24 protein-coding genes are annotated in these 24,155 nt (G+C 59.4%); 11 read left to right on the forward strand and 13 right to left on the reverse strand.

The annotated features are described in order from the left end of the window. Window positions 1-18: 18 nt before the first annotated feature. Window positions 19-786: a class III extradiol ring-cleavage dioxygenase gene (locus P3S72_RS09945; protein WP_276197184.1), complete on the reverse strand. Its 768-nt coding sequence runs from the start codon at window positions 784-786 to the stop codon at window positions 19-21. A gap of 102 nt (window positions 787-888) precedes the next feature. On the opposite strand from P3S72_RS09945, the gene P3S72_RS09950 reads away from it, so the two are divergent. Next, entirely contained in the window at window positions 889-1,545 is a 657-nt protein-coding gene (locus P3S72_RS09950; protein WP_276197185.1) for a thiopurine S-methyltransferase, read from the forward strand. 71 nt (window positions 1,546-1,616) lie between these two features. Here the strand turns inward: P3S72_RS09950 and htpX are convergent, their stop codons facing one another. Together htpX and P3S72_RS09960 are read right to left on the reverse strand one after the other, a co-directional pair. Beyond that, window positions 1,617-2,504 carry a protease HtpX gene (gene htpX, locus P3S72_RS09955; protein ID WP_017849408.1) on the reverse strand — a complete coding sequence of 296 codons (888 nt, stop codon included), beginning with the start codon at window positions 2,502-2,504 and terminating at the stop codon, window positions 1,617-1,619. A gap of 304 nt (window positions 2,505-2,808) precedes the next feature. Next, entirely contained in the window at window positions 2,809-4,020 is a 1,212-nt protein-coding gene (locus P3S72_RS09960) for a pyridoxal phosphate-dependent aminotransferase (protein WP_247398429.1), read from the reverse strand. Window positions 4,021-4,222: 202 nt separating this feature from the next. Between P3S72_RS09960 and msrB the strand changes: the two genes are divergently transcribed. From msrB to P3S72_RS09975, 3 genes are all read left to right on the forward strand, one after another. Next, window positions 4,223-4,615 (forward strand): peptide-methionine (R)-S-oxide reductase MsrB, encoded by a 393-nt coding sequence (gene msrB, locus P3S72_RS09965; RefSeq protein WP_247398432.1) that lies wholly within the window; start codon window positions 4,223-4,225, stop codon window positions 4,613-4,615. Between the two features lie 127 nt (window positions 4,616-4,742). Further along, window positions 4,743-5,228 carry a glutathione peroxidase gene (locus P3S72_RS09970; protein WP_276197186.1) on the forward strand — a complete coding sequence of 162 codons (486 nt, stop codon included), beginning with the start codon at window positions 4,743-4,745 and terminating at the stop codon, window positions 5,226-5,228. Beyond that, on the forward strand, window positions 5,225-5,689 hold the full coding sequence (locus tag P3S72_RS09975) for a MarR family transcriptional regulator (RefSeq protein ID WP_276197187.1): 465 nt from the start codon (window positions 5,225-5,227) through the stop codon (window positions 5,687-5,689). The genes P3S72_RS09970 and P3S72_RS09975 overlap by 4 nt, the downstream gene beginning before the upstream one ends. On the opposite strand, the gene P3S72_RS09980 is transcribed toward P3S72_RS09975, so the two are convergent. After that, window positions 5,670-7,979: a response regulator gene (locus tag P3S72_RS09980; protein WP_276197188.1), complete on the reverse strand. Its 2,310-nt coding sequence runs from the start codon at window positions 7,977-7,979 to the stop codon at window positions 5,670-5,672. The genes P3S72_RS09975 and P3S72_RS09980 overlap by 20 nt on opposite strands. A 170-nt stretch (window positions 7,980-8,149) precedes the next feature. On the opposite strand from P3S72_RS09980, the gene P3S72_RS09985 reads away from it, so the two are divergent. Beyond that, on the forward strand, window positions 8,150-9,040 hold the full coding sequence (locus P3S72_RS09985) for an ATP-binding protein (protein WP_253394336.1): 891 nt from the start codon (window positions 8,150-8,152) through the stop codon (window positions 9,038-9,040). Further along, window positions 9,037-9,519 carry a GAF domain-containing protein gene (locus P3S72_RS09990; RefSeq protein WP_276197189.1) on the forward strand — a complete coding sequence of 161 codons (483 nt, stop codon included), beginning with the start codon at window positions 9,037-9,039 and terminating at the stop codon, window positions 9,517-9,519. Before P3S72_RS09985 ends, P3S72_RS09990 begins: the two co-directional genes overlap by 4 nt. A gap of 39 nt (window positions 9,520-9,558) precedes the next feature. Here P3S72_RS09990 and P3S72_RS09995 read toward each other — a convergent pair whose 3' ends face one another. The 3 genes from P3S72_RS09995 to P3S72_RS10005 all read right to left on the reverse strand — a co-directional run bounded on the left by P3S72_RS09995 (window position 9,559) and on the right by P3S72_RS10005 (window position 14,468). Then, on the reverse strand, window positions 9,559-13,194 hold the full coding sequence (locus tag P3S72_RS09995; RefSeq protein ID WP_276197190.1) for a transporter substrate-binding domain-containing protein: 3,636 nt from the start codon (window positions 13,192-13,194) through the stop codon (window positions 9,559-9,561). 8 nt (window positions 13,195-13,202) lie between these two features. Further along, window positions 13,203-13,826 carry a response regulator transcription factor gene (locus P3S72_RS10000; protein WP_247398450.1) on the reverse strand — a complete coding sequence of 208 codons (624 nt, stop codon included), beginning with the start codon at window positions 13,824-13,826 and terminating at the stop codon, window positions 13,203-13,205. Window positions 13,827-14,075: 249 nt separating this feature from the next. Then, the gene (locus tag P3S72_RS10005; protein ID WP_276197191.1) at window positions 14,076-14,468 is read right to left on the reverse strand and encodes a response regulator; all 393 of its coding nucleotides are present in this window, start codon (window positions 14,466-14,468) and stop codon (window positions 14,076-14,078) included. A gap of 555 nt (window positions 14,469-15,023) precedes the next feature. Here P3S72_RS10005 and P3S72_RS10010 point away from each other — a divergent pair. Further along, window positions 15,024-16,376, forward strand: coding sequence for a deoxyguanosinetriphosphate triphosphohydrolase (locus P3S72_RS10010; protein ID WP_276197918.1), 1,353 nt, complete (start codon window positions 15,024-15,026; stop codon window positions 16,374-16,376). 167 nt (window positions 16,377-16,543) lie between these two features. Here P3S72_RS10010 and P3S72_RS10015 read toward each other — a convergent pair whose 3' ends face one another. The 4 genes from P3S72_RS10015 to P3S72_RS10030 all read right to left on the reverse strand — a co-directional run bounded on the left by P3S72_RS10015 (window position 16,544) and on the right by P3S72_RS10030 (window position 18,845). Then, window positions 16,544-17,707, reverse strand: coding sequence for an EAL domain-containing protein (locus tag P3S72_RS10015; RefSeq protein ID WP_276197192.1), 1,164 nt, complete (start codon window positions 17,705-17,707; stop codon window positions 16,544-16,546). Window positions 17,708-17,798: 91 nt separating this feature from the next. Further along, a complete protein-coding gene (locus tag P3S72_RS10020) occupies window positions 17,799-18,140 on the reverse strand; it encodes a hypothetical protein (protein ID WP_247407241.1) in 342 nt (113 codons plus the stop codon). Continuing rightward, a complete protein-coding gene (locus tag P3S72_RS10025) occupies window positions 18,137-18,526 on the reverse strand; it encodes a phage holin family protein (RefSeq protein ID WP_276197193.1) in 390 nt (129 codons plus the stop codon). The genes P3S72_RS10020 and P3S72_RS10025 overlap by 4 nt, the downstream gene beginning before the upstream one ends. A 4-nt stretch (window positions 18,527-18,530) precedes the next feature. Beyond that, entirely contained in the window at window positions 18,531-18,845 is a 315-nt protein-coding gene (locus P3S72_RS10030) for a YqjD family protein (protein WP_276197194.1), read from the reverse strand. Window positions 18,846-19,191: 346 nt separating this feature from the next. On the opposite strand from P3S72_RS10030, the gene P3S72_RS10035 reads away from it, so the two are divergent. Continuing rightward, window positions 19,192-20,400, forward strand: a complete 1,209-nt coding sequence (locus tag P3S72_RS10035) for an ammonium transporter (protein WP_276197195.1) — start codon at window positions 19,192-19,194, stop codon at window positions 20,398-20,400. On the opposite strand, the gene P3S72_RS10040 is transcribed toward P3S72_RS10035, so the two are convergent. Next, the gene (locus P3S72_RS10040) at window positions 20,387-22,123 is read right to left on the reverse strand and encodes a monovalent cation:proton antiporter-2 (CPA2) family protein (RefSeq protein ID WP_276197196.1); all 1,737 of its coding nucleotides are present in this window, start codon (window positions 22,121-22,123) and stop codon (window positions 20,387-20,389) included. The two genes, P3S72_RS10035 and P3S72_RS10040, sit on opposite strands and share 14 nt — an antisense overlap. Before the next feature lie 146 nt (window positions 22,124-22,269). On the opposite strand from P3S72_RS10040, the gene P3S72_RS10045 reads away from it, so the two are divergent. The 3 genes from P3S72_RS10045 (at window position 22,270) to P3S72_RS10055 (ending at window position 23,878) form a co-directional block, all read left to right on the forward strand. Further along, the gene (locus tag P3S72_RS10045) at window positions 22,270-22,506 is read left to right on the forward strand and encodes a glutaredoxin family protein (RefSeq protein WP_247397298.1); all 237 of its coding nucleotides are present in this window, start codon (window positions 22,270-22,272) and stop codon (window positions 22,504-22,506) included. Window positions 22,507-22,580: 74 nt separating this feature from the next. Further along, window positions 22,581-22,916 carry a transcriptional regulator gene (locus tag P3S72_RS10050; protein ID WP_247397301.1) on the forward strand — a complete coding sequence of 112 codons (336 nt, stop codon included), beginning with the start codon at window positions 22,581-22,583 and terminating at the stop codon, window positions 22,914-22,916. A gap of 71 nt (window positions 22,917-22,987) precedes the next feature. Continuing rightward, window positions 22,988-23,878: a pseudouridine synthase gene (locus P3S72_RS10055; protein WP_247397304.1), complete on the forward strand. Its 891-nt coding sequence runs from the start codon at window positions 22,988-22,990 to the stop codon at window positions 23,876-23,878. Between the two features lie 54 nt (window positions 23,879-23,932). On the opposite strand, the gene P3S72_RS10060 is transcribed toward P3S72_RS10055, so the two are convergent. Further along, on the reverse strand, window positions 23,933-24,154 hold the full coding sequence (locus P3S72_RS10060; protein WP_247397306.1) for a YgdI/YgdR family lipoprotein: 222 nt from the start codon (window positions 24,152-24,154) through the stop codon (window positions 23,933-23,935). Window position 24,155: the final 1 nt, after the last annotated feature.

Below are 24,155 nucleotides of genomic sequence, written 5' to 3' on the forward strand. Positions count from 1 at the left end.
TTTTTTTTGCCTTGGTTTTCAGCCGAAGCGATAGATGTCCATGCCCAGCGCGCCCATGGTGAAGCCTTGGTGCGCCACGCTGAAGTCGCCTCCGGCGCCCCGCGCAAAGTAGAGCGGCAGCAAATGCTCATCGCTGGGATGGCTGCGCACGGCGTTGGGCGCCTGGCGGCGATAATCGTGCAATGCGGCCTCGTCGTTGGTCGCGAGCTTGTCCACCATCCAGTCACGGAACGCCCTCGCCCACGGTTCGATGCTTTCGGGCCCGGCGTGCCAGTCCAGCTCGCCGAGATTGTGGGTGATGCTGCCGGAGCCGATCAGCAACACGCCGTGTTCGCGCAGGCCGGCGAGGGCGTGTCCGACCCGGGTCTGCAGGGCAGGGCCCATACGGCTGGGCAAGGACACTTGCACCACCGGGATATCCGCCGCCGGGTACATCAGCGACAGCGGCACCCAGGTGCCGTGGTCTAGGGGGCGGCGGTCATCGATGCGCGCACTCAAACCATCGGCATGCAGCAACTCGACGATGTTGCGCGCCAATTGCGGGTCGCCCGGCGCAGGGTACTGCACGGCAAACAATTCGGCGGGAAAGCCGCCGAAGTCGTGCAGGGTTTCCGGTGTGGCGCTACCGCTGACCAGCAATTCCTGGCTTTCCCAGTGCGCCGACACCACCACAATCGCCTTCGGCCGTGGCAGTTCAGCCGCCAGGCGCTGAAGGGCCGGGCCGCTGGCGCCAGGTTGCAGGGCGAGCATGGGCGAACCATGGGAGATAAACAGAGTGGGGAGCATAGGAAGGGCCCTCAGGGTTAACATGCCCTATCTTCAATCAGATCAATGATCTAAATCTAATATAAGTTTTAGCGCTTTTTGATCGAATTTTTAGGGTGATGTATGGATTCTCAGTTTTGGCGGGAGCGCTGGGCGCGTAACCAGATCGGCTTTCACTTGCCCGAGGTCAACCCGTACCTGCAACGGCACTGGCCGCGGCTGGCCCTTGCGCAAGGGGCAAAGGTGCTAGTGCCTTTGTGTGGCAAGAGCCTGGATTTGGTATGGCTGGCGAGCCAAGGGCATCGTGTGCTCGGGGTGGAGCTGTCGGAGCAGGCGGTTGAGGCATTCTTCAGCGAGCAGGGGCTGACACCGCGTATCAGCCAGCGCGGCGTGTTCAAGGTGTACCAGGCGGATGTGATCGAGGTATGGTGCGGTGATTTTTTCGCGCTGGACGCGGATGCGTTGCGCGATTGCACGGCGCTGTATGACCGCGCGGCGTTGATCGCGTTGCCGCCGCTGATGCGGGCGCGCTACACCGAGCACCTCAATGTTCTTCTCGGTGCTGGTTGTAAGGGGTTACTGATTACCCTCGACTATGATCAGACGCAAAAGGCCGGCCCACCGTTTGCGGTGACCGAGGATGAGGTGAACTTGCTGCTGGGGGCGCACTGGGCCCTTGAAGTCCTTGAGGAGCAGGACGTCCTGGGTGAGAGCTGGAAGTTCGTTCAGGACGGCGTAACCCGGTTGGAAGAGCGAGCCTACCAACTCACAAGGCGCTGATTAGGGGGCTGGCGAGGCGCGCACAAAAAAGGGGCGATCAGATCGCCCCTTTCCGTTTTGCTGCCAAGCGGTCAGCCGCGACGACGCAGTGCGTCAATCCGCTCTTCCAGCGGTGGGTGGCTCATGAACATGCGTGCGAGGCCCTGCTTGATGCCGCCGTTGATGCCAAAGGCGGTCAGGCTGTCCGGCATATGCACCGGCAGGCCCTGTTCGGAGCGCAGGTGCTGCAAGGCTGCAATCATCGCCCCGGTGCCGGCCAGGCGGGCGCCGGCTTCGTCTGCGCGGAATTCCCGTTTGCGCGAGAACCACATCACGATCGCGCTGGCCAGGAAGCCCAGCACCAGTTCAGCGAAGATGGTCGCCACGTAGTAGGCAATACCGCGGCCTTCTTCGTTCTTGAAGATCACCTTGTCGACGAAGTTGCCGATGATCCGCGCGAAGAACATCACGAAGGTGTTCACCACGCCCTGGACCAGCGCCAGGGTGACCATGTCACCGTTCGCCACGTGGCCGATCTCGTGGGCCAGCACCGCCTTCACTTCATCGTAAGAGAAGCGCTCCAGCATGCCCTGGCTCACTGCAACGAGCGCGTCGTTCTTGTTCCAACCGGTGGCAAAGGCGTTGGCTTCATAGGCCGGGAAGATCCCGACCTCGGGCATCTTGATACCGGCCTCGCGGGACAACTGCTCGACGGTCTGCAGCAACCATTGCTCATGCCGGGTGCGTGGCTGAGTGATGACCTGGGTGCTGGTGCTCATCTTCGCCATCCACTTGGAGATGAACAGCGAGAACAGCGAGCCGGCAAAACCGAAGACCGCACAGAAGATCAGCAGCTGATTGAGGTTTAGATCAACCCCGTTGGCCGCCATGAACCCGTTGAAGCCGAAAAGGCTCAGGGTGATGCTGGCAATCAGCACGACCGCCAGGTTAGTGGCCAAGAACAGCAGGATGCGCATCATGGTTGTAGAGTTCTCCTCATGCTAAATATGTCGCGTACTGCGGGGTATATAAGGTGCAGCTTGGGGTGATTCAACCGAGCGACTATTTCAAACTGTGTCCTACAGCCTGAAGGTAGAGTCTTGAAGGGAATTTCCCACCTGCAATCCTCCGTCTGATCAGCCTCTTGTCGCCCCGCGGCCCTTTGATTATAGGGGGCAAGCGCTGGGAGAGGGGCAACCGCAGTGCTGCGCGGGAGAATGGGCAGAGAAGTGTTGCCAGATAATCGCTGTACGACCAGATCCCAGTCGTACAGCGGCATAGTCGTTACTGGCGATAGGACTTGAGGAAGTTGCCGATGCGACCGATGGCCATGTCCAGGTCATCCACACGCGGCAAGGTCACCACGCGGAAGTGATCCGGCCACGGCCAGTTGAACGCCGTGCCTTGGACCACCAGCAGCTTTTCCGACAGCAGCAGGTCGAGCACGAACTTCTCGTCATTGAGGATCGGGCAGACTTTCGGGTCGATGCGTGGGAAGGCGTACAGCGCACCCATCGGCTTCACGCAGCTGACGCCGGGAATATCGTTGAGCAGTTCCCAGGTGCGGTTGCGTTGCTCCAACAGGCGGCCTTGAGGCAACAGCAGATCGTTGATGCTCTGGTAACCACCCAGGGCAGTCTGGATCGCGTGCTGGCTCGGTACGTTGGCGCACAGGCGCATATTGGCCAGCATGTCGATGCCTTCAATGTAGCTCTGGGCGTTGTGCTTAGGCCCGGAGATGGCGACCCAGCCGGAGCGGAAACCCGCCACGCGGTAAGACTTGGACAAGCCGTTGAAGGTCAGGCACAGCAGGTCCGGCGCCAGGGAGCCGGTGCAGATGTGGACGGCATCGTCGTAGAGGATCTTGTCGTAGATCTCGTCGGAGAACACCACCAGGTTGTGCTGGCGCGCCAGTTCGAGCATGCCCAGCAGCACTTCCCGCGAGTACACGGCGCCGGTCGGGTTGTTCGGGTTGATGATCACCAGGGCTTTGGTGTTCGGGGTGATCTTGGCCTTGATGTCGGCCAGGTCCGGGAACCAGTCGGCGCCTTCGTCGCACAGGTAGTGTACCGGGCGGCCACCGGCCAGGGTCACCGCAGCGGTCCACAGCGGATAGTCCGGTGCCGGCACCAACACTTCGTCGCTATTGTTGAGCAAGGCCTGCATCGACATCACGATCAGTTCGGACACGCCGTTGCCCAGGTAGATGTCCTCGATGCCGACACCTTCGACCTGCTTCTGCTGGTAATACTGCATCACCGCCTTGCGCGCACTGAACAGGCCTTTGGAATCGCTGTAGCCCTGGGCGGTGGGCAGGTTGCGGATCACGTCCTGGAGGATTTCGTCCGGCGCTTCGAAACCAAAGGGCGCCGGGTTGCCAATGTTCAGCTTGAGGATGCGATGGCCTTCCTCTTCCAGGCGTTTGGCGTGCTTGAGCACTGGGCCGCGAATGTCGTAGCAGACGTTGGCGAGCTTGTTCGATTTGCTGACCTGCATGGCGATGTGATCCTGAAAATGAACGATCCAGACGGTGCGGCGCCTACCGTGCTGAGAATCCTGCGTTGGTCGCACCCATAAATACGTTTGAATGCAGCTAACGCGGGTGCCAGACTGCCGGGTTGAAGAGGCGCAATCATACGTGCCGCCTGATCCCTGGAAAAGACACAGATCAGGGTTTTTCAGTTGCCGAGGTGTACTGATGGAAAAGCTGCAGAAAACCATTGATGAATGGAAAGCGATGCTCGATCCGGAGCAATACAACGTGTGCCGCCTGAAGGGCACCGAACGGCCGTTTTCCGGCAAGTACAATGCCACCAAGACCGACGGTGTGTATCACTGCGTCTGCTGCAATGAGCCGCTGTTCGACTCTACGACCAAATTCGATTCCGGCTGCGGCTGGCCTAGCTTCTACGCACCGATTGGCGAAAACGCGATGATCGAGATCCGCGATATCAGCCACGGCATGATCCGCACCGAAGTCACCTGCGCCAAGTGCGATGCACACCTGGGGCATGTGTTCCCGGACGGCCCGCAGCCGACCGGCCTGCGCTATTGCATCAATTCGGTGTGCCTGGACCTCGTACCGCGCTGAGCATGAGTCGCCCCTGTGTCTTGTGCAGGGGCGATGTATACCGGGTTATCAGTTTGATCAATTCAATTGCGCACAATTAAATTGCTCGCTATGTTTTCCCTTCTTTCCCCATATTCGAGGCATTGCCATGAGCGACAACCTGCTGAGCATCCCTTGCACCACCATCAAGGGTGAGCAAAAGACCTTGGCCGACTTCGCCGGCAAGGCCATTCTGGTGGTCAACACCGCCAGCAAATGTGGCTTCACCCCGCAGTACAAAGGCTTGGAGCAACTCTGGCAGCAGTACAAGGACCGGGGCCTGGTGGTGCTGGGGTTTCCGTGCAACCAGTTCGGCAAGCAGGAACCGGGCAACGAAGGTGCGATTTCCGAGTTCTGTGAGCTGAATTTCGGCGTCAGCTTTCCGTTGTTCAAGAAGATCGACGTCAATGGCAGCGCTGCCCACCCGCTGTTCGTGCAGTTGAAAAAGCAGGCCCCGGGTCTGCTGGGTTCCAAGGGCATCAAGTGGAACTTCACCAAGTTCCTCATTGGTCGCGACGGCTTGGTGGTCAAGCGCTTTGCGCCAACCACCAAGCCCCAGGAGTTGACCCAAGAGATCGAAGCCCTGCTCAAATGACCGACCTGCCCACCGTGTCTCTGGCCCTGGACAACCAGCTGTGTTTCAAGCTCTACGCCGCGTCGCGGGCGGTGACCCGCGCGTACAAACCAATGCTCGATCAGTTGGGCCTGACCTACCCGCAATACATAGTGATGCTGGTGTTGTGGGAATGGCACCACGCAACCCCGGACCAACCCACGGTCACGGCCCTGGGCGAGCGCCTGATGCTCGATTCGGGCACGTTGACGCCGCTGCTCAAGCGCATGGAGCAGCTTGGGTTAGTGAGGCGCCAGCGCAGCGCGCAGGATGAGCGTGAAGTGCATTTGAGCCTGAGCCAAGCCGGTGTGCAACGGCGCGACCAGGCCCATCAATTGAAAACCCGCTTGCTGTGCGACAGCGGTGTCGACCTCAACCAGGCAGACGCCCTGCGCGAGGGCTTGGATCAATTGCTGGCGCAGATCAGAGACTTGTCGTCTTAGGCACCCACAGGTCCAGCAACGCGTTGAGTTCTTCGCGGCGAAACGGCTTGGCCAGGTAGTCATTCATCCCCGCTGCCCGGCAACGCTCGCGTTCTTCCGACAGCGCGTTGGCGGTCAAAGCCACAATGGGCAGGTCCGGCCAACGCCCGCTGCGACGAATCTGCCGACTGGCCTCATAGCCATCCATCACCGGCATGTTGCAGTCCATCAGCACCATGTCGAAGCGCTGTTCTTCGAGGAACTTGAGCGCTTCGCCACCATGGGCGGCGACGATCACTTCGCAGCCCAACTTGCTGAGCATGCCCTTGGCCACCAGTTGATTGACCGGGTTGTCCTCCACCAGCAGGATGCGTGCCCGGTGGGCGAGTGGCGCGGCGTCCAGCGGGATCGGATCTTGGATCAAGCGCGGATCGCTACGCAGATTGCGTTGCAGTATCTGGTACAGCGCGTTGCGGCTCAAAGGGCGTGCCTGTTGCTGCAACGGCGCGAAGGCCGCGACTTCCTCGCTGGGCATGAAATTGCCATAGGCGGTCACCAGCAGGATCGGCGCCGTGATGGCCGGCCGCAGGCGAAACAGGCACTCCGGGCAATCTGTGATTAGCAAATCAGGGGTTTTTCCGCTCAAGTCCTCATCAAGAGAATAGCAATGGGGCGTCAGCCCCCAGTGAGGTAGCAGGGTGCTGAGCAGCTCCGTCAGGCCATTGTCGCCGTTGGTGATTACAATGACTTCGCCCACCAACGGCGCGAGCCGGGTCACGGGCGAATGGGCGGGCAGCGGCAGGTCGGCGCAGAACTGGCTGCCGAAGCCGACTTCGGAACTGATGCTCAGCCGGCCGTGCATTGCTTCGCACAGGTTATGGGTCAACGCCAGGCCCAGGCCGGTGCCGCCAAACTGGCGGGTGATGCCCGCGCCGGCCTGTGTGAACGGCTGGAAGATCTTCACCTGCGCGTCCTGGGCAATGCCGATCCCGGTGTCGCACACTTCGACTTTCACTCGGCCGTCCTGGGCGCTGAGGCGCACATCCACGCGGCCGAAGCGCGTGAACTTCAAGGCGTTGGACAGCAGATTACTGACGATCTGTCGCACACGTGTCGGGTCGCCGAGCACTTGGGCCGGAAACTGCGGATCGATCAGGCACGTCAGTTCGACACTCGGCGCGGCGTTCTGCGACAACAGGTTGGCGGTGTCTTCCACCAGCGAGCCGAGGTCGAACGGGATGCGTTCCAGCTCCAACTGGCCCGCGTCGAACTTGGACAGATCGAGGATATCGTTGAGCAGTTCCACCAGCACCTTGCCGGAGTCGTGGGCGATCGACAGTTGCTGGCGCTGTTCGGCGTTGAGCGGGCTGTCCAGCGACAGCGCGATCATGCCCAGCAACCCATTGAGTGGCGTGCGGATTTCGTGACTCATATTGGCCAGGAACGCCGCCCGCGCTTGAGCCATGCCGAGGGCGGTCATTTTCGCCGCTTCCAGCTCATCGTTGGACTGACTCAAGCGTTGGTTGCTGGCCTTGAGCTCCAGCGTGCGCGCCGAGACGATGTCTTCCAGTTGCCCCAGGTATTCGGTGAGGCGGTCTTCGGCATGGCGGCGTTGCTGGATCTCGGTTTCCATGCTGTCGAATTGCTGGTTGGCAACGCTGACCAGCACGCCGATTTCATCGTGTTCATGCCCAGGCGGGCAATCCAGGCGTGTCTGTCTGCGCGTGCTCAGCTCGCGAATGATGCGCACCAGCGGTTGGGTCAGCATCACGTAGAACAGGCCCAGCAAGATGCCGCTCAGCAGCAGGCTGCGCGCAAACCCATTGAGCAGGGTTATCTCGGCGCGGCGCAGGAAGCGGCTGCCAAAAGCGTAGGTGTCTACGTCCAGGTGCAGTACGCCAAGGGACTCGTTGGGCATATGGCTGAGAAACAGCCGGTCTTCGAACTGGCGGTTGGCGCCGAACAGGAAATCGCTGAGGGGCCGGTAGGGACTTTCCTTGCTCGGCCGTTCGACGTCGGCCAGCACCGTGCCGTTGTTGTCGGTCAACTGTGCGTGAATGATGGCGGGGGAGTGCAATAGGCCGAGGGTCAATTCCTGGGCCAGTTCGGCGTCGATGTTGTAGGCGATGCGCGACGCCGGGTTGTGGCTGATTTCAATCAGTGAACGAATTTCACGGTTGATGGACGCGTCTTCGCTGGCATAATCAATGCCGATCTGGATCAGGCTGAGCAAGGTTCCCAAGACGAGACCGACCAGCACAGTCGATCTGGCTTGTTTATAAGACAAGCGGTGGGCGAACTTGATATCCATCGAGTGTTGAACCACTTCACGTTTCCCTTCGCCCGGCAAGCATAGTTGAACATCCACAAGCTCACGCTTGCCCGGCACGAATCGTCAGTTTTTTGGAGGGTAGCCCGGAGCGCTTAGCCACAGGGTTGCCAATACGCCATCTTTTGCAAGAAGTTGCCAGAGGAATAGTCGTGGATTCTCGATTGAATGCCTTTCTTGAGCGTGCTGACGCCGTACTCGCCCGCCTGGAACCCTTGTTGCCCGCCCCACGCCAAGTCATTGACTGGAACCAGTGTCTCGCCGCCCGTTGGCAGCGCGAAGGCCGCAGCGGCTTCCTGTTGCCGCTGGAGGTCAGCCTGGACATGCGCCTGTCCGATCTGATCGGTGTGGACAAGCAGCGTGAAACATTGGCGCGCAACACCCAACAGTTCCTCGACGGCCTGCCCGCCAACCATGCGCTGCTGTGGGGCTCGCGGGGCACGGGGAAATCGTCCATGGTACGCGCCTTGCTCGCCCAGCATGCCAGCGCCGGTTTGCGCCTGATTGAAATCGAACGCGATCACTTGGCCGATCTGCCGCGTGTGGTCGAACAACTGCTCAAGCTGCCGCAGCGCTTCATCCTGTTCTGCGATGACCTGTCGTTCGAGGCCGGTGAAGGCGATTACCGTGTGCTCAAGAGCGTGCTGGACGGCTCCCTGGAACAGGCGCCGGAAAACGTGCTGCTGTATGCCACGTCCAACCGTCGTCACCTGGTGCCGGAAAACCAGAGCGACAATGACAACTGGAAGCGTGTGGATGGCGAGCTGCACCCCAGTGAGGCGGTGGAAGACAAGATCGCCTTGTCCGACCGTTTTGGCTTGTGGCTGTCGTTCTACCCGTTCACCCAGGAACATTTCCTCGACGTGGTGGAGCACTGGATCGGCGAGCTGGCGCGCAAGGCCGGCCTGCAGTGGCAGCGTGATGAAGCCCTCGATATTCTCGCCGTGCGCTGGGCCACCGGGCGTGGCAACCGCAACGGCCGTTGCGCGTATCAATTCGCCCGTTACTGGGTGGGCCTCAAATTGCTGGAGCGTCAACCATGATCGATTTGCAACAGGCCGGCACCGGCCTGGATGGGTATGCCATGTTGTGCGCGCAGTTGGAGTCGCTGCTGGCCGACGAGCGGGATTTCATCGCCAACAGCGCGCAGTTCTCTGCGTTTTTGTTCAACCAGTTGGATGACCTGAACTGGGCCGGTTTCTACCTCAATCGTCATGAAGAGTTGGTGTTGGGGCCGTTCCAGGGCCAGATCGCATGTGCGCGCATTCCGTTCGGTCGTGGCGTGTGCGGCGCGGCGGCCGCGTCGCGCCAGACCCAGCGGGTGGAGGATGTGCATGCGTTCCCCGGGCATATCGCCTGTGACAGTGCGTCGAACAGCGAACTGGTGGTGCCGCTGGTCAAGGATGGCCAACTGATTGGCGTCCTTGACCTCGACAGTCCGTCGCTGGCCCGATTTACCGCGCAGGACCAGGCCGGTATCGAGCAGTTGGCGGCAATTTTCCTGCGCTTGACCGACTGCTGATCGACCGTTGCGGGGGCGAGCCGGCCGGTTCGCCCCTGCCTATCCTGGAGAACCCCGGCCGTTGAGTTGCATGTGCAGCAGGCGCTCCAGTTCCAGCATGCACTTTTCCAGGGTCTTGATGCCGGTTTCGATCACCGCCCGATCATCGTCGCGGGCGCAGGCCTGCTCCAGCGCTTCGCATTGCGCCGCCAGCACACCGGCCTGGACGATGCGCGCGGCGCCCTTGATCTTGTGGGCCTGCTCGATGATGTCCTGCGGTGAGGCCTGCTGGGCCCACAGCGTGACCAATATCTGGCGATCGTGACAACTGCTGCTCAGCAGTTCCTCAAGCAGCCGCCGACTCAGTTGTGGGTCGCCGCCCGTCAGCGCATCCAGGTTGCTGAGGTCTAGCCGCGAGCCGGACGGCTGGGGCGCGATCTGCGCCAGTTGCCGTTCCAGCGCTGTGAGGCTGATCGGTTTGAACAGGCAGTCGTTCATCCCGGCTTCGGCGCAGCGCAGTTTCTCTTCGGGCTGGGCATTGGCGGTAAACCCCAGCACCACGCAGGGTGTCAGCTGTTCCCGCTGTTCGTACTCGCGGATCGAGCGGCTCAACTCGTAGCCGTTCATGATGGGCATGTTGCAGTCGGCGATCACCAGGTCGAAGCGCGCCTGGCGCCAGGCCTGGAACCCGGCGGCACCATGCTGGGCAGCGGTGAACTGGTGGCCCAGGTAACCTAGCTGCTGGCACATCAGCAGGCGATTCGCCGGATGATCATCCACCACCAGCACGTTGAGCACCGGCGCCGGTGCGGGCGCGGCCGGCTTGGGTTCGTCCGCGGCCTGGATGGGCTGCAGGCGGTTCATCTTCAGGCTGACATGCACCTGGGTGCCGACCATGGGCACGCTGCTCAGGCTGAGTTGCCCGCCCATCATCGCGCACAGGCTGCGGCAGATCACCAGCCCCAGGCCCGCGCCGCTGCGGGCCAGGTGCCCGGAATTATCGGCCTGGGCAAAGGGTTCGAACAGGCGCAACTGGTCGTCGCGGCTGATACCGATCCCTGTGTCTTCAACCACCAGCTTCATTTCGACCTGCTGCGGCAATTCGGTGGCTTGCACCTGCACCTTGATCTTCACCTGCCCGCGCTCGGTGAACTTGATCGCATTGCTCACCAGGTTGGACAGCACCTGCTTGAAGCGCAGCGGGTCGATCAGCACATCGGTGTCATCGAGCTCAGGCTGGAACTCCAACAGCAAACTGAGGGTTTTCTGGCGCGCCAGGCCGTCGAATACCCGCACCACCGACTCAATCACTTCCCGCAGGTTCACGCGTTCCGGTGCGAGGCTCAGGCGACCGGATTCGATCCGTGCAATGTCCAGGATATCGCCGATCAGCTCCAGCAGGTCCTTGGCAGAGTGGTAGGCCACTTCGATCGCCGGACGGTCAAGGTGTCCCTGGTCAGCGCGCTTGAGGGTCAGCTCCAGCATGCCGATCACCGCATTCATGGGCGTGCGGATTTCGTGGCTCATGGTCGCAAGGAAGGTGCTCTTGGCGCGGTTGGCTTCGTCGGCACGCTCCTTGGCGGCCCGCAGTTTATCGAACAACTGGCGTCGTTCGCTGATGTCGATCCAGCCGCCGATGACGCCTTGGACTTCGCCGGTGGAGTCGCGGTAGGGCAGTATCCAGTGGTAGATCGTCAGTTTTTTGCCATTGATCAGCAGGGTGCGATCAAGGATCAGCGGGTTGCCCTCGGCGACCACGCGCAGATAGTCGGCGTGATACTGAGCCGCTTCGGTTTCCAGGGCCGTGCTCATCTGCATCGCACTTTTGCCGATGACCTCTTCGCGCTTGACGCCGAACACTTGCAGATAGCTGTCGTTGCAGGTTTGCAGCAGGCCATCGCGGTCGCGCACGTAGATCGGATGCGGGGTTTCATTGACCAGCGCGCGCATGAATTCGAACTGGTCGTTGAGGGCGCGCTCGGCCATCTTGCGGTGTTTGATCTCCCTGCGCATGTACGCGTTCCAGGTCAGGGAAATCAGCAGCAGCAGGCCGGTGACGATGATGATTTGGGCAATCAGGTGGTGGTAATTGCGCCAGTAGCTGTCGGAGGCGGCGGTGTAGCCTCGCCAGCGGCTGTTGATCACACCGAGTTCATCGGGGGCGATGCTGAGCAGTGCCTTGTCCAGGATCGAGCTCAACTCGGTGGCGCGCCGTGACGTGGCCAGCGCGAAGGTCGCGGGGAGGGTGCCGATGCTGCTGCTGATCTGCAGTTTGTCCTGAAACACTTGGGAGGACAGGAAATAGTTGGCGATCACCAGCGAATTCACTGCGCCTTCCACGTGCCCTTGGGCCAGCAGTTCCGAGGCCTTGAAGGTGTCACTGGTTTCCACCAGGTGAATGTGCGGGAACTCCTTGCGCAGAATGGTTTCCAGGGGGTTGCCCTGGGTGATCGCCAGACGCTTGCCTGCCATCTGTTCAAGGTTCGATGGCGCGCCGGGCTCTTTGCGCGTCAGCAGTACGTAGGAGTTTTCCAGATAGGGACGACTGAAGTTCAGTTGAGCTTCCCGTTCCGTGCTGGGAATGATGGCGCCGATGAGATCGGTTTTGCCGGCGTCGACTTGCTCGATCATCGCGTTGACATCACGCGCGCGCTGGACCTCGAAGCGCAACCCGGTGCGCAGGCGGATCAGCTCCAGGAGGTCGGCTGTGATACCGCGGAAGTTGCCGTCGGCATCGAAAAAGGTCAATGGCGCGAAAGTTTCGTTGGCGATCACCCTGACCACCGGGTGCGCCTTCAGCCAGCGCTCCTCGCGTTGCGTCAGTTGCAGTTTTTGCGCAGTGAGCAGGATATCGCTGCCCGCACTCCAGCGTTTGGCAATGCTGTCCTGCTCATTGGTCGGCACTGCCGCCAGCACGGCGTTGAGGATGCTCAAGAGGGTGTGCTGGTCCTGGCGCACGGCGAAGCTGAAGCCATAGGCCTCGTGCTTGCCGAAGTTGGCCATGCGGATATTTTTCAGGTAGCCCTTGTTGATCATGTAGTGGGTGGAAATGGTGTCGCCAAGAAACACGTCCGCCTGGTCGAACGCCACCGCATTCAGGGCGTTCTGATAAGACGGGTAGGCGCGAATCATCGCTTCGGGATACAACTTCTCGACTTCGCCCAGGGGCAGGTAGTGATAGACCAGGCTCAGACGCAGCCCCGCCAGGCCGTCACTGAGGCTGCGGGTTTCACCTTCGCGCGTCACCAGCACTGGCTGGTCCACGGCATACGGTGCTGAAAGGGTGAGCAGCGGGTTGGCGGCCTCAAAGCCATTGGACGAGCCCAACAGGTCTATTTCACCGGCTTCGAGCGCCTGGATGGACGCTTCCCGGTTGGGGTAGCGCAGCACTCTGACCGGTAACGCCAGCGCCTTGGCCAACAGCCCGGCGTAATCGGCGGTGAGCCCCTCATAGTCGCGTCCGCTGGACGTGAGGTCGAAGGGCGGGTAGTCGGGAGCCGCAGTGCCGAGCACCAGTTCGCGTTTGTTCTGCAGCCACTGGCGTTGCGTCTTGTCGAGTTGAGTGTCCAGTTGAACGGCGCCTGCGCGGCTCAATAAGGTGAAGTGTTCCGGTTCCGTTTGAACAGCGAGCACAGAGGTGCTCAAGCACACGCCTGCGCTCAATATGATCAGATAGTCCTTTATACGCCTGGGCATCCGCTTTCTCACACTAGCGCGTTTCGTTTTGCCAACTCGATAAGTTCTACCAAGGACTTGGCTTTGAGTTTTTGCATAAGCCTCTTTTTATAGGTGCTGACCGTTTTGTTACTGAGAAACATACCCTTTGCAATTTCCTTGTTGGTGCGACCTTGTGCAAAAAGTTGCAAAACCATTAACTCACGGTCATTCACTGCCTTAAATAATTCCAGTTCCTGGGAGTTGCCTTCCGGGCCGCCGGCATTCAATGCCTGGCTGGGGAAGTAGTTGTAGCCGGATAATACCGCGCGTATCGCACTCAGCAGTTCACTCAGGTCGCCCTCCTTGCACACATAGCCATCGGCGCCCGAGCGCATGCAGCGTGTGGCGAACAGCGTTGGACATTGAGCCGTCAGAATGAGGGTTTTCATCGATGTGTTCATTGCGTTAAAACGGCACAGCACTTCGAGGCCATCAAGTTTCGGAATACTGATATCCAAAATGATCAAGTCTGGAAGGCATTCGCGAACCATTTGTATCGCATCACAACCATTATCCGTTTCGCCGACGACTTTATAGCCTTCGTGTTCCAACAACATTCGAATCGCCAACCTGATAACAGGATGGTCGTCAATGATGAAAACTGTGTTCATAATTACATTCCATGCAAGTGCAAATAAAGCGGGCACATTAGCTCAGAAGGCGAGGGGGTAGCATGAAGGTCAGGGGGTGTAAGTACAGAACAGGAAAATTCCTACATCAAAAAAAGTATTGCCTTACGATCTGTCAAGGCTTTGTGGGCGTTTGTGTCAGAATTCGGTCTGCAGCGAGGAACACGACCTCTGTCCACGTTTTAGGCGCTTTTTCTGGTAAGTTTTTCCTATAGGTGGGTGTTTAAATTCCTACATGTTTAGCGGGTTTATCAGTGTCATTAATTCGTCCCGGTTTAATGGTTTTGATAAATAGCCAAGTAACGGTAAGTTGCGTTTTAATGCTTGAGCCTTCAGATTCGCCAGTTCGAGTAGGGGCAGCCCGCTCAGCAAGATAGCCCCTGCGATAAAACCTCGACGACTGGCGATCTCGACTAACTCAAGCCCGGGCAGATCAGGCAGGCATTGGTCGCACAGCATGAGGTCGAAGGGCCGCTCAGACTGGATCATCAACCGGATCGCCTGTTCGGCGTTTTCCGCCAGTGTCAGGTGCTCGAAGCCGAAGCTGTTGAGCAGACACCGGGTTGCCAGGAGCTGAAAGGGGTGATCCTCCACCAGCAGGATGCGAAGGCAATTCTTGAACATAGGAAGGGCACACGGTGAGTCAAGCGGCGATTGGGCGGGGCGTAGGAAGGTGCCCCATGCCTTTTAAGAGCGTGCGTGATTATTCATCGGGTGTTTGTACTGATTCGATCAGGCCGCTCTGTTCCCCTCGTAGGTAGATTCTGTTCAGGGAACAGGCCGCTGGATCAGTCATCTATTGCGGGCAGGATCGCCCGGTCGATTAGTGCGTAGCAGATGTCGTCCGCAGCCGCCATCAAGTACATCAAGGGAGGTTAGACAGTTTGCGTTACGAACTACTAAGTCGACTGAATAAATAGTCGTGGTGTTTATGCACAAAGCCAAAGCGCGTAAGTGCAGTTGGGCAGTTTACGAATCAACTATCAGGCTGATTTGGCTTGTGTCATGTGTGACCGCGTTGAGTATTTCGCGCTGTCGCAATATTACACTGTTGGGTTCTTAGAGTTGCGGCCATTTTAGCTCGATTTTTTAGACTGAATTTTTGTGAATCGTTGAGTTTTTGCTATTTGCGGAAGATAACTATAATGTTGAGGTTTTTGTGGGGGTTCTATGGGAAGCATGAGTTGGGACAGGTTGCTGAATAATACTCGCCTGGGTGGTCGGCCTCCTAAATCTGAGCTAGGCCGCTCACCTTTCCACTCAGACCATGACAAGGTCATCTTCTCCGGGGCTTTCAGGCGCCTTGCAAGAAAGACACAGGTTCATCCTCTCGCCACTAATGACCATGTTCATAATCGCCTCACACATAGCTTGGAAGTCGCTTGTGTCGGTCGGACGCTGGGCGTGAGAGTAGGCCAAGAGCTTCTAAATGAAAGGCTTATCCCCGAGCAACATTCAGCTGCCGATATTGGTGATATTGTCCAAACTGCTTGCCTGGCTCATGACATTGGCAATCCTCCCTTTGGACATACCGGTGAAGAGGCTATTCGTCACTGGTTCTCCAATGATGTGGGGGCAAAGATGATTGAGCAGTTGCCATTCCATGAGGCTACCGACTTGCGCAGGTTTGAAGGTAATGCCCAAGGATTCAGGGTTTTAACGACCTCGGAGTATCATCCCAATGAAGGGGGGATGCGTCTGACCTATGCGTCACTCGGGGCTTTCATTAAGTATCCTTGGCTGGCGGGTGATGCTGTTAACTTGCAAAGGCCTATCCAGAACAAATATGGTATTTACTGCTCTGAGTTGGAGTTGTTCAATGAAGTGGCCGATGCGACTGGTTTGATAAAGTTGGGTGAAAGTTGGCGGTGCCGCCATCCTCTGGCTAACTTGATGGAGGTCTCTGATGACTTCTGTTACGCCATTCTTGACTTAGAAGATGGTGTGGAAATGGGGATACTTGAGTGGGATAAGGTCTTTGAAATCTTGTGCCTTGTCCTTGGTGACCACCAGAAGGATCAGCTTGTCAAAGAAATCCAGGGCATGAAGGTTGGCCGAAGACTCTCTATGGTGCGTGGAAAAGTCATTTCAGCTTTTGTAGATGCCGGAGCGACAGCGTTCATGAACAACCACAACGAAATCATGAATGGCAAGGTGTTAGGCATCTTGGATCTTTGCGATAAGAACGTGCGTGATTGTGTCACCGCCGCCAAAGGTCTTGCTCGTGATGAAATCTTCCAACATCCACGGAAAGTCGAGTTGGAAATTGGAGCTTATAGCACGATCTCTACGTTGCTTAGCGTTATCTGCTCTGCTGCTTTGGATTACGTCAAAAAGGGCGGTGTAGCTGATTCTAAGACTAGAAGGGTGGCTGAGCTTATTGGCCTGGATTTGAAAGTGCTAGATGATAATGTTGGCGTGTCAAAAGAGTACGGCGCAATTATGCAGGTTTTGGATTACGTGAGTGGTATGACGGATAACTATGCTATCCACTTGGCTCGCCAATTCAGTGGAATGGGTGGGGAGCGTTGAGGTGTGAGTACTGATCTATTTATTTTGTTATCGCTATCTAGCGGTGGAACGTGCCGGAGAAAATGATGCGGTCGTGGTCCTTGTAAAACGGGCTACGGCTTAACGCTTCTCTGTGCTGAATGACCCGCCCAGCTTCCCGGTACCGGGTGGGCGGGGCAAGCGAAAATCTACAGGCCGACCGCGTCGATATCGATTAACAGCAAGCGCTGGCCGTTATCGAAAAATTGTCCGGCGGTCAGGCAATACTGGTTGGTGGTGGCATCGCGGTAGGTTGAAGACAGCGTCAGGCGACGCTCATCCCAGCCTTCGGCCAGCAGATGGTAGAAGTATGGGCGCCATGACCAGTTGTGGCCTAGGTAGCGGCTGTCAGCTTGCCAGGCATCCTGGCGCCATTCGAAGTTGGGGGTCAGTTGGGTGCCGTGCCGGTCGCACTGGTAGAAGCGCAGCAGCCAGGGAAAATCCGGTAATTGCGGCAAATCGCTTAGCGGTGCCTGGCCCTGGGCCCAGGTCTGGAGGATTTTCATCAGTTCGGTCAATTGCTGGCGCAGCTGCATGACGCGTCCGCGTTCGGCGAGCTTTTTCTGCACGTAGGTGCTACGCAGTTGGGCAAAGCGCGGCACGAAAGCATCGGTGGCGAACCAGTCCAATTGCGCCTGGGCAAACAGATAACCCTGCACGTACCGCGAGCCGCACTCCAGCGCAAAGCTCAACTGCGCCTCGGTTTCCACGCCTTCGGCAATGATCCAGCAGCCGGTTTTTTCCGCCATTTGCGCCAGTGCCCGCACGACCTCACTGCTGGGGCCACCTTTTGCAGCTTCCTGAAACAGGCGCATGTCCAGCTTGAGAATGTCCGGCTGCAACGCCAGTACGCGATCGAGTTGCGAATAGCCGGCGCCGAAGTCATCGATGGCGATGCGTGCGCCGGCCTCGCGATAGCGCGCCACCACGTCGGCCAGGCGTTGGATATCGCCGCCCAGTTCGGTGATCTCGAACACGATGCGCTGTGGGTCGACGCCGTGGGCCTGCACTTGTTGCAGGCTGGGCAAGGCTTGGCCGGCACGCAGGCGATTGATCCAGCGCGGCGAGATGTTCAGGCTCAGAAACCAGTCCTGCGGCGCCTCGTGCAGACGACTCAAGGCGTCGTCGCGGATCTGCCGATCCAGGCGGCGCAAGGCCACGCCTGGGGTGCGCGGGTCAGCGAACAACGGGCCCACGGACAGCAGGCGGCCGTCAGCCTGGCGCAGGCGGCCTAGGGCTTCGACGCCGGCAATGCGCCCGGTGGCGGTGTCAATGAATGGCTGGAAGCAGGCGAGCGGTTGCCCGTCGATCACGGGGCCTCCTTAAAACGTTGGTAAGAAAAGGCCCGGCCTTCGCTGACGAGGGCCGGACCGATGGTGTTTGCAAGAATGCAGCCAGCAGGCCTCAACCTTTGCGTGAGGCGCCCTGCATGGCCAATTTGATCAGCGGGATCAAGCCGGCGCCCAGCCGCACCAGGCGGGTCAGACTGCTGATACTACCGCCCTTGGCGCCCTTGCCAGTGAAAAAACCTATCAGCGTCACTGCCGCCACGCCCCACAGCGGCGCGTGCTTGATACCCAGGCTGTCCTGCCAGTTCTGGCCCATGTTGCGCACTTTGTGCAGGGGCGCCATCAGTTGCTGGGACTCATGGCGGATTTCCTGACGGTGCATTTCCATGCGCAGGCGGATCAGCGCCTTGCGCATTTCCTGGCGCGAGTGGGTGTGCGGGAATTCAGTCAGGCTCATGGCAGCAGGCGCTCCCGGTCATTGGCCAGCTCTTCGAGCGTGGCGTGGAACGGCGTGGATTCATCGAACACCGCCGCCTTCAAGCGCACACCGCAGAACACAGCGGCCAGGGTATAGAACACACAGAGGCAGATGATTCCGGTCAGGCGGTAGCCAGTGTCCCATACCAGAATCATCACCAACGTCGACAACCCCACCAGCAACAGCAGGGCAAACACCAAGGCCAGCCCGGCAAACAGCAGCAGGCTGACGGTGCGGGCCTTCTGCTCCTGCAACTCGATGCCGAACAGTTCGACATGGCTGTGCAGCAAGCCCAGTACGGCTGCGCCCAGGCGTCGGGACGTTGAACTTGGGCCCGTGGACGAGCCGGATTCGCCGATAGACATAGGATTAGCGCCTTGTAGCAAGCAGGCCGATCAAAAAGCCCACGCCGGCGGCAATGCCCACCGACTGCCAAGGGTTGGCCTGCACATAATCTTCGGTCGCGGTGACGGCTGCCTGACTGCGGTCGCGCAAGGAATCTTCGGTCAGTTGCAGGGTTTCACGGGCCTTGAGCAGGCTGTCGTGGATCTTGGCGCGCAGCTCGTCGGCCTGGTCGCCGGCCAGGATGGCGGTGTCGTCCAGCAACTTTTCGGTGTCACTGACCAGGGTCTGAAAATCCGCCATCAGTATTTCTTGAGCAGTCTGTGCTGTTTTGCCGGCCATGGTTATCTCCGTGAGTGGCTGATCGGTACGTGTGGTTTCGAGTCACCGGCATCGGTGAAGGTTCATTGCAATTGTCTGGTACAGCTTTTGCTTTGTCTTGGTGCGCAGACCCCGAGGCCTGCGCTGAATCTGGGCGGTTGGGCCGCAAGCCGGTGAAAACCTTACCCTATATAACTGAAACTCGCGGAAAAACCCTGTCGGGAATGGCCGTCTGTGCTGATCGCTGCGCTAAAGCGGTTCACGCCCTCTGAAGAGGGGTGGGACCGGTGGTGCCAATTTAGTGCGCGAAACGCTGGCTTGAACCGCTTTGGTGCTTTTTGCCTTTATCGCAGGCCTGCCAACCTCCATGGAAAATCTGCAAAGTGCAGTGGACACCCTCGTCCACAGTTCTAACACCCTATTTATTCTGATCGGTGCGGTCATGGTCCTCGCCATGCACGCCGGCTTTGCCTTCCTCGAAGTCGGCACCGTGCGCCAGAAGAACCAAGTCAACGCCCTGTCGAAAATCCTCAGTGACTTCGCGATCTCCACCCTGGCCTATTTCTTTATAGGCTATTGGATCTCTTATGGCGTGAGCTTCATGCAACCGGCGGCGGTGATCAGTGCCGATCACGGTTACGGCCTGGTGAAGTTTTTCTTCCTGTTGACCTTTGCCGCGGCGATTCCGGCGATTATTTCCGGGGGCATTGCCGAGCGTGCACGATTTGTTCCGCAACTGTGCGCTACCGCGCTGATCGTGGCGTTTATCTACCCGTTTTTCGAAGGCCTGGTGTGGAACGGCAATTTCGGCGTGCAGGCCTGGTTGCTCGCGACCTTCGGTGCCAGCTTCCATGACTTCGCCGGTTCCGTGGTGGTACATGCCATGGGCGGCTGGCTGGCGTTGGCGGCGGTGCTGTTGCTCGGACCACGTAACGGGCGTTATCGCGAAGGTCGCCTGGTGGCCTTTGCGCCGTCGAGCATTCCGTTCCTGGCGCTGGGTTCGTGGATTCTGATTGTCGGCTGGTTCGGCTTTAACGTGATGAGCGCGCAGACCCTGAATGGCGTCAGCGGCCTGGTGGCGGTTAATTCGTTGATGGCCATGGTCGGCGGCACAGTCGCGGCGCTGGTGATTGGCCGCAATGACCCGGGTTTTCTGCATAACGGCCCGCTGGCCGGGCTGGTGGCGATCTGTGCCGGCTCCGATCTGATGCATCCGGTGGGTGCATTGGTCACGGGCGTTGTCGCCGGCGGCCTGTTTGTGTGGTGCTTCATTGCTGCCCAGGATCGTTGGAAGATCGACGACGTGCTGGGTGTCTGGCCGCTGCATGGCCTGTGTGGCGTGTGGGGCGGGATTGCCTGTGGCATCTTCGGCCAGACCGCCCTTGGCGGGTTGGGCGGGGTCAGCCTGATCAGTCAATTGATCGGCACCGCGTTGGGTGTGGGTGTGGCGTTTGCCGGCGGCCTGCTGGTGTACGGCGTGATCAAGCGCGTACACGGGCTGCGCCTGAGCCAGGAAGAGGAGTACTACGGCGCGGACCTGTCGATCCATAAGATCGGTGCGATCAGTCAGGATTGATCGGCGCCTCTTCGTCAGGGGTCGCCCGCGGGTAAAAGCCGTGTAGCAGACGGTAGCGGTTATGCCGCACGTCATCGACCCGCGCTTGCACCTGCTGGTCTGGTATGCCCAGCAGGATCAGGGCGTGGGAGGCGAGCATCAGGCTCGACTCCAGAAGTTCGGGCACCACTTCGCTGGCGCCCGCGGCTTTCAGCTCGGCCAATTGGCTGTCGTCGCGTGTGCGCACAAGGATCGGTACGTCGGCGTTGATCCGGCGGGCCTCCTTCAGTACCACGAGAGCGACCTCCGTGTTATCCACGGCAATCACCACCAGGCGCGCACGTTCCAGGCCGACCGCACTGAGCAGGGCGCCACGACGGCAGTCGCCATAATGCACGCTGCTGTCTTCGGTGGCGGCTTCTTGCACCCGTTCCGGGTTGTCATCCAGTGCAATAAACGCCTGTTGTTCACGGTGCAGAAAGCGCCCGATCGATTGCCCGACGCGGCCATAACCGCAGATCACCGCATGATCACGTAACTCAGCGTTGAGCGCGGTGATGGCTTCGAGTTGCACCTGTTGGTTGGGCTTGCGGTGCAGGCGCAGGGCAATGCTCGGAGCCGCCCGCAGTAACAGCGGGGTCAGCAGCATCGAGCAGAAGGTGGCGGCCAGCAGCAACCCGTTGAGCTCATCTGGTATCAGCCGGCTCTGCTGCATCTGCGCCATCAGCGCAAAACAGAACTCGCCGCCCTGGGCCAGGGCCAGGCCGCTGCGCCAGGCAGTTTCTCGGTCGCTGCCGCGCAGTTTGACCAGTGCCGCGACCACGCAGCCCTTGGTCAGCATCAGCGTTAGGGTCAGGCCGAGGATCAGCAGGCTGTGGCTGATGAACAATTGCAGGTCGATGAGCATGCCGATGCTGACGAAAAACAGCCCCAGCAGAATGTCGCGAAACGGTCGGATATCTGCTTCGATCTGATGCCGGTAATGGCTTTCCCCCAGCAGCATGCCGGCCAGGAACGCGCCAAGCGCGGGGGAGAGGCCCAGCAGGTGAGTGAGCCAGGCGGTCAGCAACACAATCACCAGCGCCAGCAGCACAAACAGCTCGGCCGAATGGGAGGCGGCGACTTCACGGAACAAACGCGGCAATAACCAGCGGGCGGCGAGCAGCAGGCCGACGAACAACAACAGCGTCTTGCCCAGCGTCAACGGCAGGGCCCAATACCAGGCCTGCTCGCTGCTGCCGGCGAACACCGGGACCAGGGTCAGCAGCAACACCGCGACCACATCCTGGAACAGCAGCACCCCAATCGCGTTCTGGCCATGGCTGCTGAAGATTTCCCCGAGGCTGCCCAGCTCTTTGCTGACGATGGCCGTGGACGACAACGCCAGCCCCGCACCGAGCAGCAGGGCGATGTTCGGCGACACGCCAAAGGCCATCAGCATGCCCCCCAGCAGCACCCCGCACCCCAGCACCTGCAGGCTGCCCAGGCCAAACACCACGCGGCGCAGGGCAAACATTTTGCTCAGCGAGAACTCCAGGCCCAGGGAAAACAGCAGGAACACCACGCCCAGTTCGGCGAGGTCGGGCAGGTCTTCGCTGTCATTCACCCAGTCGAGGGCGGTCGGCCCCACAGCCAGGCCCACGCACAGGTAGCCCAGCACGGGCGGCAATTGCAGCCGGCGAAACAGCGCAATCACCACCAGGGATGAGGCCAGAATGATCAGCAGGTTGGCGAACACAAGCATCTCCGTTGTAGGGGGGGCGGACAAAAAGCCGCGAGAGTCGCTGAATCAGTTATAGGACGTGGTGACCTGGGTCAGGGTTTATCGGCTCGCCAGCGCTATTGAGTCGGCCTAAAATGGGCGCCTATTCCTGATCAGGTTCTATCGTCATGCCTCCTGAATGCCAGTTGTTCACTACTCTGGGCTGCCATCTGTGTGAGCTCGCCGAAGAAGAAATCATGCCGTTGGTCGAACATGGGTTGATGGTGGAACTGGTGGATATCGCCGATTCCGAAGCCCTGTTCGAAGCCTACGGCCTAACGATTCCGGTGCTGCGCCGGGTAGACACGGGGGCTGAACTGGCTTGGCCGTTCGACACCGAGCAAGTCGTGTCCTTCCTACTCTAGCGCTTGGGCGATGGCAGCTTTCTCAATATTGGGTTACTGTATGTTTGTACAGCGATTGAATAGAGGGAACGCCCGTGGTGAATGTTGAACAACTGAAAAGCAGCGTTAATCGCATGTCCGCCGATGTCGTGCGCGACGCGGTGAACGAGCTGCGCCTCGATGGCCTGGTCACGGAAGGCAAGACGCCGTTTAACAAAGTGCATTTCAATACCTGCTTTGCCGAGATCGAGGCGCTGTTCCAGCGCGCCGGTTATCACAGGCAGTTGGATGTGGTGGGTTACCAGGGCTTGCTGTACGCGCTGTATGATCCGGGCCGTTGGGAAGCGGTGGACGTATTGCGCTGGCTCAAGGAATTTACCGACGCCGCCAGTGCTTCGCCGATCCTGCGGGCACAATTGGCCAAGGCCTGAGATCCGCCCTAGGCTCAATCCCGCTCCATGCGGGATAATGCCGGCCTGTTTCCCAGGCTTCGAGCATCTGCATGTCCACTTCCGGTTTTTCTGCGTCCCAGCATCAAGCCAGCACCTTGTACTTGCCGCCTGGCCCTTGGGCGACGGTGCTCGATTGCCTGTGCGAGCATTTCCCGGCGATCGGCCGCGCGCAGTGGCTGGACCGCATCGCCCGTGGCCGCGTGCTGGATCTGCAGGGCAGTCCGATCCGCCTGGACCTGGCCTACAAGGAAGGCCTGTGCATCTACTACTTCCGCGAAGTGCCGAACGAAAAAGTCATCCCGGTGCAGGAAACCATCCTGTACGCCGACGAGCACCTGGTGGTGGCGGACAAACCGCACTTTCTGCCCGTCACCCCAGCCGGTGAGTACGTCGAGCAAACCCTGTTGCGCCGCCTTATTCGCCGCCTGGACAACCCGTCCCTGGTGCCCCTGCACCGCATCGACCGGCACACGGCGGGGCTGGTGCTGTTCTCGGCTAACCCGCGAAGCCGCTCGGCCTATCAGCAGTTATTTCCCACTCGCAAAATCGACAAATTCTACGAGGCTATCGCCCCAGCCTTGTCGAACCTGACCTTCCCCCTGGTCCATAAAAGCCGCCTGGTGGATGGCGAGCCATTCTTTCGCATGCAGGAAGGGCCAGGCACCAGCAACACCGAAACGGCCGTGGAAGTGCGCGAAACCCACGGCGATTTATGGCGCTATGGCCTGTTCCCCGTGACCGGTAAGAAGCACCAGTTGCGGGTACACATGACGGCCCTCGGGGCGAGTATCTGCAATGATCCGTTCTACCCCGACGTAATCAAGGATGCCGTTGACGACTACGCCAATCCCTTGAAGCTGCTCGCCCAAGGCGTGCGTTTTATCGATCCGGTAACGGGTGAAGAACGCAGTTTCCGCAGCCAAATCACCCTCGACTGGTAACCCCGGAAACGACAAGGCCCGCGCGAGGCGGGCCTTGTGTGCAAGCGTTGCGGCTTACAGGTCTTTAACGGTACGCACTTGATCTTTGTTGATGCGGGTACGCTTGCCGTCAAGCTGTTCGAATTCGTAGAAGCCCGAAGCCTTGTCGAATTGTGGGGTGTCGACAGCCTGGATTTCGCGACCGTCATTCAGGGTGATCACTGTTGGCGAGGCGCAACCGGCAAGGGTAGCGAGGCCCAGTGCAAGCATGAGAGCGGCGATGGTCCGTTGAGTCATG

Origin of the sequence: Pseudomonas sp. D3, from assembly GCF_029320995.1 — a bacterium.
In the GTDB taxonomy this organism is placed as follows: Bacteria; Pseudomonadota; Gammaproteobacteria; order Pseudomonadales; family Pseudomonadaceae; genus Aquipseudomonas; species Aquipseudomonas paraveronii.